General features: G+C 62.9%; 18 protein-coding genes. 8 read left to right on the forward strand and 10 right to left on the reverse strand.

From position 1 onward, the window contains the following. The first annotated feature begins 138 nt into the window (after positions 1–138). Entirely contained in the window at positions 139–777 is a 639-nt protein-coding gene (locus tag LQ788_RS15865; protein ID WP_231442614.1) for an isochorismatase family protein, read from the forward strand. Between the two features lies 1 nt (position 778). Here LQ788_RS15865 and LQ788_RS15870 read toward each other — a convergent pair whose 3' ends face one another. Genes LQ788_RS15870 through arsB form a run of 4 tightly spaced genes read right to left on the reverse strand, consistent with a single transcriptional unit; the run spans position 779 to position 4,243 of the window. Then, positions 779–1,189, reverse strand: coding sequence for an arsenate-mycothiol transferase ArsC (locus tag LQ788_RS15870; RefSeq protein ID WP_231442616.1), 411 nt, complete (start codon positions 1,187–1,189; stop codon positions 779–781). 17 nt (positions 1,190–1,206) lie between these two features. Next, on the reverse strand, positions 1,207–2,718 hold the full coding sequence (locus LQ788_RS15875) for an NAD(P)-binding protein (RefSeq protein ID WP_231442618.1): 1,512 nt from the start codon (positions 2,716–2,718) through the stop codon (positions 1,207–1,209). Further along, positions 2,715–3,131, reverse strand: a complete 417-nt coding sequence (locus tag LQ788_RS15880) for an arsenate reductase ArsC (protein WP_231442619.1) — start codon at positions 3,129–3,131, stop codon at positions 2,715–2,717. The genes LQ788_RS15875 and LQ788_RS15880 overlap by 4 nt, the downstream gene beginning before the upstream one ends. Continuing rightward, positions 3,128–4,243: an ACR3 family arsenite efflux transporter gene (gene arsB, locus LQ788_RS15885; protein WP_231442621.1), complete on the reverse strand. Its 1,116-nt coding sequence runs from the start codon at positions 4,241–4,243 to the stop codon at positions 3,128–3,130. The genes LQ788_RS15880 and arsB overlap by 4 nt, the downstream gene beginning before the upstream one ends. Before the next feature lie 84 nt (positions 4,244–4,327). Here arsB and LQ788_RS15890 point away from each other — a divergent pair, with 84 nt between their 5' ends. Beyond that, the gene (locus LQ788_RS15890) at positions 4,328–4,678 is read left to right on the forward strand and encodes an ArsR/SmtB family transcription factor (protein WP_231442623.1); all 351 of its coding nucleotides are present in this window, start codon (positions 4,328–4,330) and stop codon (positions 4,676–4,678) included. Positions 4,679–4,800: 122 nt separating this feature from the next. After that, positions 4,801–6,408 (forward strand): benzoylformate decarboxylase, encoded by a 1,608-nt coding sequence (mdlC, locus tag LQ788_RS15895; RefSeq protein WP_231442625.1) that lies wholly within the window; start codon positions 4,801–4,803, stop codon positions 6,406–6,408. 20 nt (positions 6,409–6,428) lie between these two features. Here mdlC and LQ788_RS15900 read toward each other — a convergent pair whose 3' ends face one another. Further along, positions 6,429–7,331 carry a DUF2268 domain-containing protein gene (locus LQ788_RS15900; RefSeq protein ID WP_231442626.1) on the reverse strand — a complete coding sequence of 301 codons (903 nt, stop codon included), beginning with the start codon at positions 7,329–7,331 and terminating at the stop codon, positions 6,429–6,431. Between the two features lie 119 nt (positions 7,332–7,450). On the opposite strand from LQ788_RS15900, the gene LQ788_RS15905 reads away from it, so the two are divergent. Both LQ788_RS15905 and LQ788_RS15910 read left to right on the forward strand, forming a co-directional pair. After that, positions 7,451–7,891, forward strand: a complete 441-nt coding sequence (locus tag LQ788_RS15905) for a MepB family protein (protein WP_231442628.1) — start codon at positions 7,451–7,453, stop codon at positions 7,889–7,891. 148 nt (positions 7,892–8,039) lie between these two features. Then, positions 8,040–9,209, forward strand: a complete 1,170-nt coding sequence (locus LQ788_RS15910) for a calcium:proton antiporter (RefSeq protein WP_231442630.1) — start codon at positions 8,040–8,042, stop codon at positions 9,207–9,209. A gap of 134 nt (positions 9,210–9,343) precedes the next feature. Here LQ788_RS15910 and LQ788_RS15915 read toward each other — a convergent pair whose 3' ends face one another. Then, positions 9,344–9,568 (reverse strand): hypothetical protein, encoded by a 225-nt coding sequence (locus LQ788_RS15915; protein ID WP_231442632.1) that lies wholly within the window; start codon positions 9,566–9,568, stop codon positions 9,344–9,346. A gap of 82 nt (positions 9,569–9,650) precedes the next feature. On the opposite strand from LQ788_RS15915, the gene LQ788_RS15920 reads away from it, so the two are divergent. Further along, entirely contained in the window at positions 9,651–10,547 is an 897-nt protein-coding gene (locus LQ788_RS15920) for a LysR family transcriptional regulator (protein WP_231442634.1), read from the forward strand. Here the strand turns inward: LQ788_RS15920 and LQ788_RS15925 are convergent. Then, complete coding sequence (locus tag LQ788_RS15925; protein ID WP_231442636.1) at positions 10,519–11,019, reverse strand: winged helix-turn-helix transcriptional regulator; 501 nt, start codon at positions 11,017–11,019, stop codon at positions 10,519–10,521. The genes LQ788_RS15920 and LQ788_RS15925 overlap by 29 nt on opposite strands. Positions 11,020–11,094: 75 nt before the next feature. Here LQ788_RS15925 and LQ788_RS15930 point away from each other — a divergent pair, with 75 nt between their 5' ends. Further along, the gene (locus LQ788_RS15930; protein WP_231442638.1) at positions 11,095–11,529 is read left to right on the forward strand and encodes a PaaI family thioesterase; all 435 of its coding nucleotides are present in this window, start codon (positions 11,095–11,097) and stop codon (positions 11,527–11,529) included. A gap of 1 nt (position 11,530) precedes the next feature. Then, the gene (locus tag LQ788_RS15935; protein WP_231442640.1) at positions 11,531–12,040 is read left to right on the forward strand and encodes a PaaI family thioesterase; all 510 of its coding nucleotides are present in this window, start codon (positions 11,531–11,533) and stop codon (positions 12,038–12,040) included. A 70-nt stretch (positions 12,041–12,110) separates the two neighbouring features. Here LQ788_RS15935 and LQ788_RS15940 read toward each other — a convergent pair whose 3' ends face one another. The 3 genes from LQ788_RS15940 to LQ788_RS15950 form a co-directional block, all read right to left on the reverse strand. Further along, positions 12,111–13,223 (reverse strand): HNH endonuclease family protein, encoded by a 1,113-nt coding sequence (locus LQ788_RS15940; RefSeq protein ID WP_231442642.1) that lies wholly within the window; start codon positions 13,221–13,223, stop codon positions 12,111–12,113. Positions 13,224–13,396: 173 nt separating this feature from the next. Further along, entirely contained in the window at positions 13,397–14,545 is a 1,149-nt protein-coding gene (locus tag LQ788_RS15945) for a GmrSD restriction endonuclease domain-containing protein (RefSeq protein ID WP_231442645.1), read from the reverse strand. Positions 14,546–14,773: 228 nt separating this feature from the next. Continuing rightward, positions 14,774–15,571: an NAD(P)H-dependent oxidoreductase gene (locus LQ788_RS15950; protein ID WP_231442647.1), complete on the reverse strand. Its 798-nt coding sequence runs from the start codon at positions 15,569–15,571 to the stop codon at positions 14,774–14,776. Between the last annotated feature and the right edge of the window lie 33 nt (positions 15,572–15,604).

A 15,604-nucleotide genomic window follows, 5' to 3' on the forward strand; every position in this document is an offset into this window, starting at 1 on the left:
TGGCTGGAATCAGTTTGGCGTAATTCCATCGTAGATGAGCATTTGTGCTACTGGCAGCCCTCGGTCGGCTTTTGCACACTGGAGATGTGCCGCAGATTCGCGCCACTTCTTCACTCATCACAACTTTGGAGCTTCGCTATGCCTACCGCGCGCCGTGCCCTTGTCCTCGTCGATGTGCAGCAGCAGTACTTCGACGGCCCGCTGGAGATCCAGTACCCGAGCCATGACCAGTCACTGCCGAAGATCACTGCGACCATCGACGCCGCGGTTGCCGCCGACATTCCCGTCGCCGTCATTCAGCACACCATGGGCACCGAGGCGCCCGTGTTCAATCCGAACGAGCCCGGTTTCGCACTCCACCCTGAGATCGCACAGCGCCAGACTGATTCCTGGAAGTCAGTGGTCAAGGAGTACGGCTCGGTCTATGCCGACACCGACCTGGAATCATGGCTGCGCGAGAAGAACGTCGACACCGTGACGCTGGTCGGGTACATGACGAACAACTGCATCCTCTCCTCAGCGGCGAGTGCCGAGGTGCTCGGCTTCACCACGGAAGTGCTCTCGGACGCGACCGGTGCCATCAACATCGCCAATGATGCCGGCTTCGCCGATGCCAAGACCGTGCATACAACCCTGATGGCCGTTCTGCATTCGAACTGGGCCGCCGTGGCGACCACTGATGCCTGGAGCAAAGCGCTCAGTGCTCAGGAGCCGCTGCCGAAGGGAGACCTGGGCAGCTCCGCCGTCACCGGTGCGCAGAAGGCAGGGCAGAACTGAGCTATGACTCCAGGCGGCTCAGCAGGTCCTTGACGCGTTCGCTGATGTCGTCGCGGACCAGACGCATGCGCTCGATTCCGTCAATGCCACGCTCAGAAGGTTCGTCGGTGTCCCAGGTCTCGAGCCTGGTTCCGTTGGGCACATGCACTTTCGCTTCTCGCCCCAAGGTGACGACGACATCGGCTGCTTCCAGATCGGCTGGAGTGACCAGCTTCGGACTTCCTTCGCTGATGTCGATGCCCACTTCGGCCAGAGAATCCACCGAAAGCTGATTGAGCGAGGTGCCGGGCTTGGTGCCGCCGGAGGCGACATCGACCGAGTCGCCGGCGATGTTCCTCATGAGGCCGGCGGCCATCTGTGATTTTCCGCCGTTCTTCACACAGACGAAGAGGACGTGGGGTGGTGTTTTCATCGTGTCTCCCGGTGGGTTCATCGTGCATCCTGGTGTGCGCCGCGTCCGTGTTCCAGCCCGGTGGGAATGCCCAGCGTGACCGGTTGCGGGGTCGAGCCGCAGCAGCCGGAGCCTTCAGCCGCAGGTTCAGCCTCGTCCACCGGCGCTGGTCCGCAGCACCCGCCATCATCGTCAGTCACAGAGGCGGCTGAGGGAACGTCGCACGAGGAACCGATGTCAGCCGAGCAGACTCCGGTCTCCGGAAGCACGAGCTCGACCTTATCGGCGGCCGCCTGGTCACCGGCGATGGCGGCAACGATCGAACGAACCTGCTCGTAGCCGGTAGCCATGAGGAATGTGGGCGCGCGCCCGTAGGACTTCATCCCGGCGATGTGGAAATCCTTCTCTGGGTGGGCCAGGAGGCGGGCACCGTGTGGTGCGACGGTTCCGCAGCTGTGGTGCTCCGGGTCGATCAGTGGACCCAGACCCGTAGGCGCCTCGACGATCGGGTCGAGGTCGAGTCGAATCTCGCGGAGGAAGCTGAGGTCTGGCCGGAAGCCGGTGGTCGGAACGACCAGGTCCGCGTCGAGCGAGACTGCGCCTGCCGAGGTGGTTGCGCTGATCGTGAGTGCGCTTGGGATATCCGTCGCCGAGGTGGTGCTGAGGCCGGAGTGCGCCTGCGCCGCGATGCTCAGTTCCGTAATGGTCGTCGAGGTGTGAACCTCGATGGCTCCGGCCTCAACGAGGTTGCGCAGTCGCGTGCCCAGTGCTCCGCGGGCCGGGAGTCCGTCCTGGTCGCCACCGCCGTAGACACTGGCGGGATCGGTTCCACGGATGACCCAGCTGATCCGGGTGCTGGGTTCGGTCTCGCGGAGCTCCCCCAGTGCCAGCAGAGTATTGGCTGCCGAGTGACCGGCTCCGACGACAAGCGTGTGACGACCCGCGAACTGTGCTCGGTCTCGGCCGAGGATGTCGGGCAACGGTGAGGTGACGAGCCCAGCTTCTCGGGCTTCTGGTTCCCCGATGACTGGCAGTCCTGCCTGGCCGAGAGGGTTCGGCGACTCCCAAGTGCCGGAAGTGTCAATGACGGCACGTGCGAGGTGGTCTTCAATCTCCCCCTGTGCGTTCTGGGTGCGAACGAGGAACGGAGTGTCACCGCGTCCTGGGGTGCGCGTGCGATCTTTGCCGACACGACTGACTGCGATGACTCGTGTCTGAGTGCGAATCGCGCGGCTCAGTTGTGGCGTCGCTGCCAATGGTGCAAGGTATTCGGCGACGAGCTCAGCCCCGGTCGGCAGGTAGTCGCCATTGGGCTCGACCCATCCTGTCGGATCGAGTAGGGCGCGGGCGGCCTGGTCGATGTTGTACTTCCATGGTGAGAAGAGACCGATGTGGCCCCATTGACTCACCGCCGCAGCAGGCGTCGAACCAGCTTCGACGATGAGCGGGTCCATATCGCGAGAGACGACGTGCGCTGCGGCGGCAAGACCGACCGGACCGGCACCGATGATGGCTACGGGGAGTTCGGACAGTGGCGTCGACTCAGTCATGATGCATCCTCCAGGCTGTTCAGCAGAGCCTCGATGCGAGCACGAATGTCGTCGCGGATGATGCGCACGGTCTCGATTCCCTGACCTGCCGGGTCGTCGAGTTCCCAGTCTTCGTAGCGTTTGCCGGGGAAGATGGGGCAGGCATCTCCGCAGCCCATGGTGATCACCACATCCGAGGTCTTCACCGTGTCCGGGGTGAGAATCTTCGGCTGCTGGGCGGTGATGTCAATACCGACCTCAGCCATCGCCTCGGCTGCGATCTGGTTGAGCTGATGCGCCGGCTCGCTGCCAGCGGAACGGACCTCTACTCGATCGGCCCCGAGCTCGCGGAGGAATCCGGCAGCCATCTGTGACCGGCCGGCGTTGTGCACGCAGACGAAGAGGACTGTGGGCTTCGGTTCGGCTGAGGTCATGAGTGCGACTCCTGTCGGTTCGGGGCCATCTGGCCTCCGGCGTATTCGGGGAAGAAGCGGCGTCGTGACCACAGGGCCACGTAGACGAGTGCAACGAGGATGGGGACCTCGATGAGGGGGCCGACGACCCCGGCCAGAGCCTGCCCGGAGGCGACTCCATAGGTGCCGATGGCCACGGCGATGGCGAGTTCGAAGTTGTTTCCGGCAGCGGTGAAGGCAAGCGTGGTCGTCTTCTCGTACCCGAGGTGCAGGGCACGTCCCACGATCATGCCGAAGGCGAAGACGACGATGAAGTAGATGAGCAGCGGTAACGCGATGCGGGCGACATTCAACGGATTCGAGGTGATCTCATCACCCTGGAGAGCGAAGAGCAGGACGATGGTGAACAGCAGGCCGTAGAGCGCGAAGGGCCCGATCCTGGGCAGGAACCGGTCTTCGTACCAGGTACGTCCCTTGGCCTTCTCACCGATGGTGCGGGTGAGGAAACCAGCCAGCAGCGGGATGCCGAGGAAGACGAGGACGCTGAGCGTGATCGCCCAGAAAGAGAATTCGCCGCTGGTCGTCGGCAGTCCCAGCAGATTCGGCAGCCACTGCAGGTAGAACCAGCCGAGGAGACCGAAGGCGAGGACCTGGAAGACCGAGTTGATCGCGACGAGGACTGCGGCGGCTTCGCGGTCCCCGCAGGCGAGGTCGTTCCAGATGAGGACCATGGCGATGCAGCGGGCGAGGCCGACGATGATCAGTCCCGTCCGATATTCGGGAAGGTCGGGTAGGAAGAGCCAGGCGAGGGCGAACATGAATGCCGGTGCGGCCAGCCAGTTGATGAGCAGGGAGGTGATCATCAGCTTCTTATCGGCGAGCACCCGGCCGGTCTCGTTGTAGCGGACCTTGGCCAGCACCGGATACATCATCACCAGCAGCCCCAGAGCAATCGGCAGCGACACGTCGGCCATCTTGATCGAGTCCAAAGCCGGCCCAAGTCCCGGCACGAGGCGGCCAAGCAGCAGGCCAAGCACCATCGCTGCGATGATCCACACCGGCAGGAAACGGTCGAGGGTCGACAGTCTGGCCTGAGCCGGTTCGTTGGCGGTGGCGGTGACGGGGGTGTTCATCGGACTCCTAAAACATCGATGGGTATCGATATGAATCCAACCACCACGTATCGACAACTGTCAATATGTGGGCATAATGGAGAGGTGACTGCTGAACAGACATTGCCCGCACCCGCCTCGACGGCCTGCTGCACTCCCCTGACCGCTGAGCCCTTGGGCTTGGACGAGGCTCAGGACTTCGCTCGGATCCTTAAGGCACTCGCCGACCCGACACGCCTGCGCCTGGTCTCACTCGTTGCCGCGCACGAGGACAATGAGGCGTGCGCGTGCGATCTCATCGATCCGGTCGGACTGGGCCAGCCCACGGTCTCACATCACCTCAAGATCCTCGTCGATGCTGGGGTCCTCCACCGGGAGAAGCGCGGCATCTGGTCGTATTACTCAATGGCAGAAGAGACTTTGGAGCGCATCGCGGCGTTCCTGTCTCCTGCGTAAATCCACCGTTTGGCGCCGCGCACACTGCGACCGCACCTCGAGAGGCTTCGCACCGCCGGGCAGGATCGGGGTACGCTCCGAAATGAGACCGCACCACTCCCCCGACGAAAGCAGTGAGGTCAATGACTGCGACTGGCAAGACTGTCCTGCAGGCAAGTCTGGATGTCTTCCGCACCCATGGAATGACGACGATCTTCGGCAATCCGGGATCGAACGAGCTGCCGTTTTTGGCAGGACTCGGCGATGACTTTCGCTTCGTCCTCGGCCTGCATGAACAGGTCGTCGTCGGCATGGCCGAAGGCTTTGCTCGTGCCACTGGTCGTCCTGTCCTGGTCAACCTGCATGCCGCTTCCGGGTCCGGCAACGGGATGGGAGCGCTGACCAATGCGCACTACGGCCACGTTCCCCTGGTGGTCCTCGCCGGGCAGCAGGTCCGTCGGACGGTGGGTCAGGAAACCATGCTGGCCAGTTCGGATGCTGCCACCCTGCCAACGCCGTTGGTGAAGTACTCCCATGAACCGCTGTCTGCCACGGATGTCCCCCGGACGCTGTCGCAGGCCGCCTTCGAAGCCACCACCCAGCCCAGTGGCCCCGTCTATGTCTCCGTTCCATTGGATGACTGGGACGAAGAGGCGCTCGACGACGATGACCTGCTGACGACTCGAACAGTGTCGACCGGACGTGGTCTCGACCCGCAGCTGCAGCAGGAGCTGCTCGCTTCCCTTGATGGGGCGAAGCGTCCCGCGCTCGTGGTCGGACCCCAGGTGGATGCCGCCGCTGTGTCTGATCCCGAGGTCTTAGAAGCAGTGCAGTCATTGGCGGAGAAGCTCGATGCCTCTGTCTATGTCGCCCCGTCACCGACCCGCTGCCCCTTCCCCACGACCCACCCGAATTTCGAGGGTGTCCTCGTTCCCGGGATCAAGTCGGTGCGTGACCGGTTGGCTGACCATGATGTCGTCCTCGTGTTGGGTGCTGCCGTGTTCAGGTATCACCGGTGGGAGCCTTCGAACTATCTGGCTCCCGGCACCGAGGTCATTCAGATCACCCAAGACCCGCGCGAGGCCACTCGGGCACCGTTCGGCAAGGCCGTCATCACCGATGTCGCCAGCAGCGCTGCGACTCTTGCCGATGGGGTCACCGATCGCGGTACCCGGCGCGGCGAGCGCGGTTCACGGATCATGAACCCAGCGGCCACCTCGGCGGAGGGAATGACCGGCGGCGAGATTCTCGCGGTGCTCAATGAGCACGTCAACGACTCGGTGTCCTACGTCAACGAGACCACCACATTGGACCTTGACTACCTCGAACAGGTCGCCATCGACCGGCCTGGAATGTACAGCTTCCCAGCCTCTGGCGGCCTGGGCTTCGGGCTGCCTGTCGCCGTGGGAATGTCGATCGGGGCACCAGAGAAGACGGTCGTGGCAACCGTCGGCGACGGCTCGGCCAACTACGGCATCACCGCGCTGTACACGGCGGCCCAACTGCAGACGCGGACCGTGTTCGTCATCGTCAATAACTCCGGCTACGGCGCCCTGGCCGGCTTTGCCCAGCGCATGGGCGTGCCCAAAGTTCCCGGACTGACACTGGGCGGCATCGACTTCGTCTCCCTAGCCAAGGGCTACGGGGTCCCAGCCAAGCAGACGTCTACCCGTGCCGAGTTTGCGGCCGCCTATCGGGAGGCACTCGAGGCGTCCGGGCCGGTGCTCATCGATGCTTCGATCGTGTCGTGACAGGTGTTGTCTTGTGACTGCTATGTGAGGGGTTTCAGCCCAAGATGGGGCAGCGCCGCGTCGATGATATCGGTTGCGGACTTCCGCACGGCCTGCGCTGCGCTGACGCCAGCCCTGTCACGGTAGGCGCTGACTATCCTGGCTCCGACTGCATATCCTGCTCCGGTAGGAAGGCCGACAGGTTCACCTCCGAACTGACGTGCTGAGACATCACCGAGAACCCAAGCTGCGAAGTCCTGCATACCCGTGACATCGAGTCCGGTCACGACCTTCGCCAGGACATCATCATCGGCATAGACCTCCTTCGAGACGAAATGCGTGTAACCCTTCTCGCCGTACAGTTCGACAGCGAATACGTCTGCGAGTCCTTCGGCGACGACGTGTTCTCCGACAGTCACAGTGGCGGGATTCCAGATGATGCCGTCGGGTGAGTAACGGACGTTGTGGTGGAGTTCGTGGACTGCGATTGCCTCCAGACGGTCAAGAACGCGCGGGGTGGGCCAAATCGTCAAGACGATGTATCCGCTGATCCCGCCGAAGCCGGACAACCCCTGCGCTTCGTTCATGAAATGTGCATTACCGGGATCTCCCAGTACGATCAGTACCTTCAGATCAGGAATCTTCACACCGGAATCGGCCGCTTCCAAGGCTTCAATCCCGCAGATGAGTGCCTCCTCGATCCGCTGCCAAGCATCGGCAGCGATGAGTTTGTCGAGGCCCTCGCTAACCTGTTCTGCATCATCGGAGAGAGGAAATCCGAAGTTCTGCCCATGCGTCTCTGCCATGTCGACGCCACCGGGAATGAAGTGATACATCCCGGCCATCGGTTCCCACATCTGACGAACGAGGTCGGCACGGTGCTGTGGTTCCGCGTCGACAACTCGACGCATAGCCGATGCACTGTCAATGAGTGAAATAGTCATAAACACGACGGTATGCGTTGACTCGACGTCAAAGTCAATACCGGCTCGCTTCGTCCTGACATATACGCCGATACCTCCACATGCATGCGCAATTACGAACATCGCCTACGCTGGCACCTATGGGATTTCAGGCTTTGGAACACTACGCAGAAACCGCGGGCTTGACTGTGGCAGCGGTGGTCCCCGAGGAACAGAACAGCGACTATGAGTCGGGATGCGCCAAGCTCGAGGGAACCTGGTGGCGAGTCCGGACAGCACGCATCACACCGACCAAACCAGGTGCCTTCGTAGCCGTCTGGGAACGCTCCCCAGAGGGGAACACTGCGCCATTCTCCGGTGACGATACCTGTGCGGGGCTTCTCGTGTTCGTCTCAGACGAAGGGTTCTTCGGCCTCTTCAAGTTCCCCACCGCGGACCTGATCAAGTTGGGAATCTACTCGTCACAACGCTCGACAGGGAAGCGAGGCTTCCGTCTCTACCCGCCTTGGTCCACTTCGCTGAATCCCCAAGCGACTCGCACGCAGCGCAAGCAGACTCCGTTCTTCGAACAATTTCGTTGAGTCATTCGGACAAGCCGGGCCACTGTTTGTCCCCCATGAGCTCGGCCCGATATCCTCGGAAGTAAGCAACAGTAGCAAGAAACGCTCGGGACGACCCGAACGCAATCAGTCACGATGAGGACGGCCTCGAAGAACAGGAATGCCCGTCATGACTGCCGCCATTCGCAGCATTCTCACTCCCACTGCCATCGTTCGCCTAGCCCTCGGCTGGGGCGCCTTCGCAGCTCTCCTCTTCGCAGGCCCACTGCTGGCTCCGCCCGTTGCGGGCCCACTCCTCGTCACCGCCCTGCTCATCATCGTCGGCGTCATCCTCATCTGCGCCTTCGGAGTCGTCCACGAGGCCGAGCATCTGGCCGGCCGCCTCGGCGATCCCTATGGTTCACTGGTGCTCACGCTCTCGATCGTGCTCATCGAGGTGGTGCTCATCGCCGCCGTCCTCCTGGGCCCCGGGGAGCATGCCACGATCGCCCGTGACTCAGTCATGGCGGTGTCGATGATCATCCTGGGCGCCGTCATCGGACTGTGTCTGCTGGTCGCGGGGCTGCGCCACGGCAGTCTCGCCCACAACCGCACGGGCGTCTCAACGTATCTGTCACTCATCATCGTCCTTGCCGCCCTCGCCTTCGCCCTGCCGGCACTCATCGGCACGAACGGCAGCTACGAGGAATGGCAGGAGATCCCGATCATCGTGCTGACGATCGGAATCTACGCCTTCTTCCTCTACCGTCAGATGGGCGCTCAGGCTGCCGATTTCCACGAGGTGGATCCACGTCTGACCAAGCCCGCCGAGGTGGCTCCGGATTCCGCTTCGACCACAGTCGCGACCACGCAGAAGCAGAGCATCGTCGAGATCATCTCCACTCACCGCACCGAGATCATCGTGCGTCTGGCTCTGCTCATCGCCACGGTCACACCGATCGTACTGCTCAGCCACGATATGGCGTCGCTGCTCGATGACGGCTTGGGCCGCCTCGGCGCTCCCGTGGCTCTGTCGGGGGTCGTCATCGCACTCATCGTCTTCCTTCCGGAGACGATCACCTCAGTCAGGGCCGCATGGGAAGGTGAGGTCCAGCGGGTGAGCAATCTGTGTCACGGGGCGCAGGTGTCCACGGTGGGGCTGACGATTCCGACCGTACTGCTCATCGGGCTGCTCACCGATCAGCCGATAGTGCTCGCGGAATCCCCGGCGAACCTGCTCCTGTTCGCGGTCACGCTGCTGCTGTCGGTGACGACGTTCGCGGCGAAGAAGGTCACAGCCGTCCACGGTGCGGCCCACCTCGTCGTGTTCGCGATCTTTGGGATCACACTCTTCTCCTGATCGGGCATGAGTAGGCAGAGGACCTCCTCGAGACAACGGCGGAACGTCCCCACACCGGCGCACACAGGAACGTTTCGGAGCTCCGCAGGTGTCTCGACGAGAGGGTGCGGCAGTACCTCAAATACCTGGCTATTTCAGCCGCGTTGCCCGCGCCGACGGGCTGTGAGTTCGTCGGTGATGCGTTCAAGGCTGCCGTTCGACGTCAGAGCGGCCCACCCTCGAGCCAGTGTCTGGAAAACAGCAGAGTTGTCCAGCATCTTCAACCCGAGCCGGTCGTGCGAGGGCTGGAGGAAGCGCCCCATGCCGAAGAGGATGAGGGCGTACCCAAGGGCGAGAAACAACACTGGAATGATCCACATGCCCTCATCGTCTCTCCGTCTCTCAATCAAGCACAAGCAATTGTTTTCTCATCTCTGTCAGTAAATACTTTATGATCGGAGTATGCTCGACACCCATCGACTCGCGATCTGGAGGGCCGTGGTCGCCAGCGGCTCAGTCCAGCAGGCCGCGGCCAATCTCCAATACACTCCAGCGACGATCAGCCAGCACATCATCAGGCTGGAGAAGGACGTGGGCCTGCCCCTCTATGAGCGGAGCGGGCGAGGAATCGCACCGACTCCCGTCGGGGTGCGCTTGGCCGAGGAATCCGGTGAAGTCTTCTCCAGTCTGCGACGCCTCGAGGCCACGCTCGATGACCTGCGGCGAGGTCCGCGACCGCGTCTCGAAATCGGCTGCTTCTCCTCGGCAGCGAAGGAATGGATCCCCGCCATCGTCTCCTCAGTCGTCACCGAATTCCCCACGGTGCAGTTCGAGATCAGCCTCAGCCCCGCAACGGATGCCGATGACTGGAGTCCGCACGACCTTGAGATCCATTCGGAGGTGCCCTCTCTGCAGCCGAGAGCGATCCCGGGGTTCCGCAGGCAGGTTCTGACGGAAGAGGGCTACCAGCTCGTCGTTGCTTCCGATCATCGCCTGGCCGGCGCCGACGCGGTTTCGATGTCCCAGCTCAGCGACGAAGCGTGGGTCAACGCCGACATCAGCAACTCACCGGCAGCTCTCATCGTGACCCGGGCCTGCAATGCGGCCGGCTTCGAACCCAACTTCACTGCGGGCTCCGATGACCACTACGCTGTCCTGGCCATGGTCGCCGCCGGGGTCGGGGTCTCGGCCCTGCCCTCGCTGGCGATTCGAGACCTGCCGAACGGAGTCACGGCGGTGCCGCTGATCGATCCGACACCTCGGCGACGGATCGTCCTGCAGACACGGGAGGCCGTGCATCACTACCCCTACGTGCGCACCGCCGAGGATCTCATCCACGCACGGGCACAGACCGCCTAGTCGCAGCAGAGGTGGGCGCAGTGCGAGCCTCCTTCGGCGAGGACAGGGAGTGCCCGGCCGCACACTCGACGACAGCTTTCACCGGTTCGCCGCAGTCGCGGTGGACCACCTCGAGCGGAGGCCCATCGGTGTCAGCGGCGCCGTCGTGGCCAGTGCCGTGTTTGTCGCCCCAGCGCAGCAGAGAGATCATCACAGGGTAGAGATCGAGACCCTTGTCCGTGAGCCGATATTCCTTGCGTACTCGCCGTCCGGGTTCGCGATAGGGCGCGACCTCGAGGACTCCCGCGGCGACGAGCTTGCGCAGCCGATCGGAGAGCACCGGGTCCGAGACTCCGACATGGTCACGGATCTGGTCGAACCGGCGCACTCCGTTGAACGCCTCCCGGAGGATGAGCACGGTCCACTTCTCCCCGATGACATCCATGGTCTTCTGGATCGAGCATTCGGCAGTGTCGAATTCCAGCCAGTCCATATTCGCCCCTTCGTTTGACCGCCTGATCCATTATAGGCTAACTTCAAATTATTCAGCCAGCTCGAAGGGGAACTCATGAATCCGCAGTCAGACGCACTCCCAGATGTCTCACTTGCCGCAGCCAGCAACTTCGTCGCCGCCTCAGGACTCGTCATCGACGAGGTCACAAACACGAGCGTCCGCGGCCATGCCGACCTGGGCATCGACCATCACACACCCTGGGGCGTCGTCCACGGCGGCGTGTACACAACGCTCGTGGAGAGCACGGGAAGCATCGGCGCCAGCCACGCCGTGGGCGAGCGCGGCGAGTTCGCCGTCGGCATCCACAACGCCACCGACTTCCTGCGCCCGACCACCGGCGCCCGCGTTGCAGTCGAGGGCACCGCCCTGCATCAGGGCCGGACCCAGCAGCTGTGGGAGGTCATCATCACCGACACCTCATCGGACAAGGTCCTCGCCCGCGGCCAGCTTCGCCTGCAGAACGTCCCCATGCCGAAGGAGGCCAACTGAGATGGGCGGCGAATCGAGCACTCGCGAAACCACGGTGACGTGGAGCGACCCTTCGGAGGGACTCTCACTCCTGCCGACGTTGGACGGCATCGACTACCTGCGCAAGATCGCCGCCGGCGACATCCCCGGAGCACCCATCGGATCCCATATGGGCATGGAGATCGCCGAGGTGGGTGAGGGGACGGTCACGTTCCGCTGCCATCCCGATGAGTCCCATTACAACCCGATCGGCATGGTCCACGGAGGGTTGGTCTGCACCCTACTCGACTCGGTGCTCGGGTGCGCGGCACAGACCACTTTGCCGAAGGGCACCGGATACACCTCGATCGAGATCAAGGTCAACTACCTCCGGCCTGTCACGGCCGACAGCGGGCCCCTTGTCGCCACAGGCCGAGTCGTCAAGCCTGGTCGCCGAGTGATCTTCTCCGACGGTGAAGTCGTCGACAACAAGGGCAAGACCGTCGCCACCGCATCGGGCAGCCTGCTCGTCTTCCCGCTGGAGGCCAAGTAGGCGAGGTCGTGCGGCCGTGATCAACGACGTGTTCGCGGACTGCCCGGCGACCTCGGCGATTGTTCGCGGTCTATTCCGTCGGTGCAGGCGACGATGAGTCGCCGGTCGAGCCATCCGCGTCACCATCTGCCGTGTTGGCATCGCCGTCCGCCGAGCTGGTACCACCATCACTCGGGCTCGAGTCACCGTCGTTCGGACTCGTTGGGGTTTCTGTCGAGGTGTCTTCCGAGGGTTTCTCCGAGGGCTCCGTTGAGTTCTTGCCTGTGGCTGATTCAGCCCAGACGGTTTCACCCTCGCCGGGTTCCGGCCAGGCGACATCCTCAGTGAAGGCTGGCTGATCCGCACACGTGTCGAGCACGGCCTCCATCGCGTCCTTCTCAGCTGAGGCCACCCACAGTCCGTATTTGTGTTTGACCGCGATCTGCCGGGAGACGTACTCGCAGTGGAAAGCTTCGTTCGGGGGCAGCCATGCGGCCGCGTCACCTCCGCCCTTCTGGCGAATGACATCTGCGCTCACGGTCAGCAGGTTGAGCGGGTCGTTGCCGAACTCGCGCAGTTCATCGACGGACATGCCCGAGGCCCCGGTCTGCCAGGCGTTGGAGGCGGAGACAATCTGATCGATGTCGACATTGGCGGAACCGCGTTCGAAGGCATGCGACTCACCGAGGTAGTCGTCGTCGAGTTCACCGGCGACGGCAACACACCCATTGGTCTCTGCCTCGATCTCAAGATCCTTGAGGTCACGCCTGAGCGCATCGTTGCGGGTGTCGCAGCCGTTGTCATCGACATCTGCGCTCCAGTCGAAGAGTTCCGAGTCGTAACCGGTCCTGTGCTCTTTGACCTTGACATCAAGCTCTTCGAGCATCGACTGTGCCGCACCCAGCTCCGCACCGTCTGCGCCCTGCTGTGGAGAATCGCTGCCGTCTTCGCCGTCTGTTGCCGGCTTCGACTCGTCCTGTGTGGAGACATCAGGACCGGAGTCTGCAGGCGCCTCCGAGTCGTTGTGCGATCGTGGTCCCGGGGCGGGTGCCGCCGAGGCTGAAGGTCGTGAGGGAACCGGGTCGGAATCCGCGGTGCCGCCTCCACCGGTCGACCATGACACGTCGTTTCCGTTGATCTGACTCGCACCGTCGCTTCCGCATCCGGAGAGCAAGGCGAAGACAAGTATGGCGAGAAGGGACACTGCCCGAATTCGAGTACTGCGAGTAGCGACTGCGGAGTTCATCGAGTTGGGCACGCTTGAAATGTTAGGGCAGGTTGTCACTATAGGGAACGGGGCTGACCAATCGGTAATCGATTCGTTATAGGTTGAAAACGAAACTGTCATAAACCGTGGACGCTGAGCCACCTCGGCGACTATTCGCAGCCGATTCCGTCACCATCGCGGTCGAGGTGGGACGCATACCCCGGGTCACCTCGGCGAACGGGTGCGGCTCCGGCGTCACGGACGGCGGTGCAGTTCTTGTAGTAGACCGATCCCGAGGACCCCGAGCCGGACGATGTCGACTTCTGACCCGAATCACTCGTCGAACCGGAGCTCGACTTCGACCCCGACGACGACTCCGAACCGGAGCCCGACTTCTTCTTCGTCGTAGTGTCCTCTTCGGTTGTCGCATTGTCGCCCTCACCGGGTGCGGGCCATGCGACGTTCTTCGTGAACGCGGGCTGGTCATCGCAGGTGCCGAGGATTCGCTTCATCGCGGACTTCTCCGCTGCCACGACCCACAGGTCGTACTTGTGCTTGATCGCGATCTGGCGGGAGACGTACTCGCAGCGGTAGCTCTTGGCCGGCGGCAGCCAGGTCGCGGCATCTCCGTCGCCCTTCTGCCGGTTGAGGCTCGAACTCACTGCAAGCAGGTTGAGCGGGTCGTTGCCGAATTCTCTGAGAGTGTCCTCGTCGAACTTTGCGGCACCGGTCTGCCAAGCGTTTGAGCGGGCAACGACGTGGTCGATGTCGATATTGTTCGGGTCCCGGTCGAAGGCGTAGGTCTCGCCCTTGTATTTGTCGTCCAGGTCGCCGGCGATGACGACGCAGCCTTTCGTCCCTGCTTTGAGGGTGATGTCGCTCAGGTCCCGGCGCAGCACATCGTTGCGGGTGTCGCAGCCGTTGTGGTCGGCGTCGGATCGCCATTTGAACAGGTCCGCGTCATAGCCGGTCTTGGGTGCGCGCCCCTTGACTTCCAGCTCCTCCAGCATTGCCAGGGCAGTGCCCGGAGCCGATCCGCCGGCCCTGCCCTGCTCGGTCTCCTCTGGCTTGTCCTGGCCGTCACTGCTCTCGGTGTCTTCGCTCGGGGCCGTGGTCTTAGGCTCGGGCTCGGGTTGCGCAGCCTCTTCGGTTGCGGCCTGAGTTTCCGAGCTCCAGGAAGCATCGTCAGCGCTGGCTTCTACGTCTCCGCCGTCAGCGCAGGCAGAGAGGAGAGTCAGGCTGAGAAACGCAATGAGGATGAAGACCAAGCCGGCGCGGAAACGTGTCGTGGCATGGTTGAGGAAGGTGGAAAAGGGCATGGCTGTCCAGTCGTGCAAAAGGGGTGAGAACGTGGTCGTGGACCGTGCGCGGCCAAGATGCCGCGTCGCGATCCACTACAGTCATAATATGGTGGCTCCGCACCGAAAGCACGCTGGCTGTGGACAATGAGACGGATTCGTTATTGGCCCACGTCACTCAGCATTGGCTCAGGGTCACTCAGCATTGGCTCAGGCCACTCGGCCACCGCGGTTACGGCGCCCGGCCCATCAGTCGCTGAGGTGAATAGCCAAATCCGTGCGACCGGGTTTGACCGTACCGACCAAAGCGCGAGTTGCTCGGTCGTAGTCTCCACCCAGCAATCTCCGGTAGGACCGCGGCCGCTCACCGGAGAGACCGTTGATCCGCTCAGCCAAGCGCTGCCCCTCGCGCTCAAGCCCTGCTTCTCCAATGCCGCCTGTTTCATAGACCACGTGGAGATCCAATGCTTCGATTCCCACATACCAGAGGGCACCATGGGTCAGAGGGAAGAGCAGCGATTCAAGGTCACCGCTGACTCCGCGCGGCCCCAGAGTGCGCTGATCATCTCCTGCGGTGACGACGATCAGGGCCCTTCTGCCCATCAGCCTCCCGTCGCCGTACCTGCGTGGCAGACCGGAGGCTTCATCGGTCTCCCCCTGCGCGAATCCTGTCTGCAGCACCCGATCGAACCAGCCCTTGAGCATCGCCGGTGGCCCGTACCACCAGAGTGGGAACTGCAGGACCAGCAGCTCGGAGGCCGCCAGCCGCTCCTGTTCTCGTCTGACCTCGGGTTCGACTTCGCCACGTGCATATGCCAGACCGGCGAGGTCCGAGACGTTGCCGGCAACGGTGGCCAGGCTGCCTAAGTCAGTGTCGCTCAGCGCCGGGTTGAATCCCTCGGCGTAGAGGTCAGACACCGTCACATAGTAGTGCTCAGACAGTGCCTTGGTCCCGGCTTGAAGGAGGTGCTGGTTGAGGGAATTGTGCCGCGGGTGGGTGTAGACCCAGTGGGCGCGGCCTGGTGTGGGTTCATGAAATGTGTTCATATGCCAATTTCACCGCACAAGAGTGAGACGCAG

Origin of the sequence: Brevibacterium zhoupengii, from assembly GCF_021117425.1 — a bacterium.
In the GTDB taxonomy this organism is placed as follows: domain Bacteria; phylum Actinomycetota; class Actinomycetes; order Actinomycetales; family Brevibacteriaceae; genus Brevibacterium; species Brevibacterium zhoupengii.

Excerpts from the sequence above, each read along its gene's own strand:
- LQ788_RS15905 (WP_231442628.1), top strand. The coding sequence starts at position 7,451 with ATGGGATTTCAGGCTTTGGAACACTACGCAGAAACCGCGGGCTTGACT.
- LQ788_RS15945 (WP_231442645.1), bottom strand. The coding sequence starts at position 14,545 with ATGCCCTTTTCCACCTTCCTCAACCATGCCACGACACGTTTCCGCGCC.
- LQ788_RS15875 (WP_231442618.1), bottom strand. The coding sequence starts at position 2,718 with ATGACTGAGTCGACGCCACTGTCCGAACTCCCCGTAGCCATCATCGGT.
- LQ788_RS15920 (WP_231442634.1), top strand. The coding sequence starts at position 9,651 with ATGCTCGACACCCATCGACTCGCGATCTGGAGGGCCGTGGTCGCCAGC.
- LQ788_RS15915 (WP_231442632.1), bottom strand. The coding sequence starts at position 9,568 with ATGTGGATCATTCCAGTGTTGTTTCTCGCCCTTGGGTACGCCCTCATC.
- LQ788_RS15910 (WP_231442630.1), top strand. The coding sequence starts at position 8,040 with ATGACTGCCGCCATTCGCAGCATTCTCACTCCCACTGCCATCGTTCGC.
- LQ788_RS15865 (WP_231442614.1), top strand. The coding sequence starts at position 139 with ATGCCTACCGCGCGCCGTGCCCTTGTCCTCGTCGATGTGCAGCAGCAG.
- LQ788_RS15925 (WP_231442636.1), bottom strand. The coding sequence starts at position 11,019 with ATGGACTGGCTGGAATTCGACACTGCCGAATGCTCGATCCAGAAGACC.
- LQ788_RS15930 (WP_231442638.1), top strand. The coding sequence starts at position 11,095 with ATGAATCCGCAGTCAGACGCACTCCCAGATGTCTCACTTGCCGCAGCC.
- LQ788_RS15900 (WP_231442626.1), bottom strand. The coding sequence starts at position 7,331 with ATGACTATTTCACTCATTGACAGTGCATCGGCTATGCGTCGAGTTGTC.
- LQ788_RS15870 (WP_231442616.1), bottom strand. The coding sequence starts at position 1,189 with ATGAAAACACCACCCCACGTCCTCTTCGTCTGTGTGAAGAACGGCGGA.
- arsB (WP_231442621.1), bottom strand. The coding sequence starts at position 4,243 with ATGAACACCCCCGTCACCGCCACCGCCAACGAACCGGCTCAGGCCAGA.
- LQ788_RS15880 (WP_231442619.1), bottom strand. The coding sequence starts at position 3,131 with ATGACCTCAGCCGAACCGAAGCCCACAGTCCTCTTCGTCTGCGTGCAC.
- LQ788_RS15950 (WP_231442647.1), bottom strand. The coding sequence starts at position 15,571 with ATGAACACATTTCATGAACCCACACCAGGCCGCGCCCACTGGGTCTAC.
- LQ788_RS15935 (WP_231442640.1), top strand. The coding sequence starts at position 11,531 with ATGGGCGGCGAATCGAGCACTCGCGAAACCACGGTGACGTGGAGCGAC.
- mdlC (WP_231442625.1), top strand. The coding sequence starts at position 4,801 with ATGACTGCGACTGGCAAGACTGTCCTGCAGGCAAGTCTGGATGTCTTC.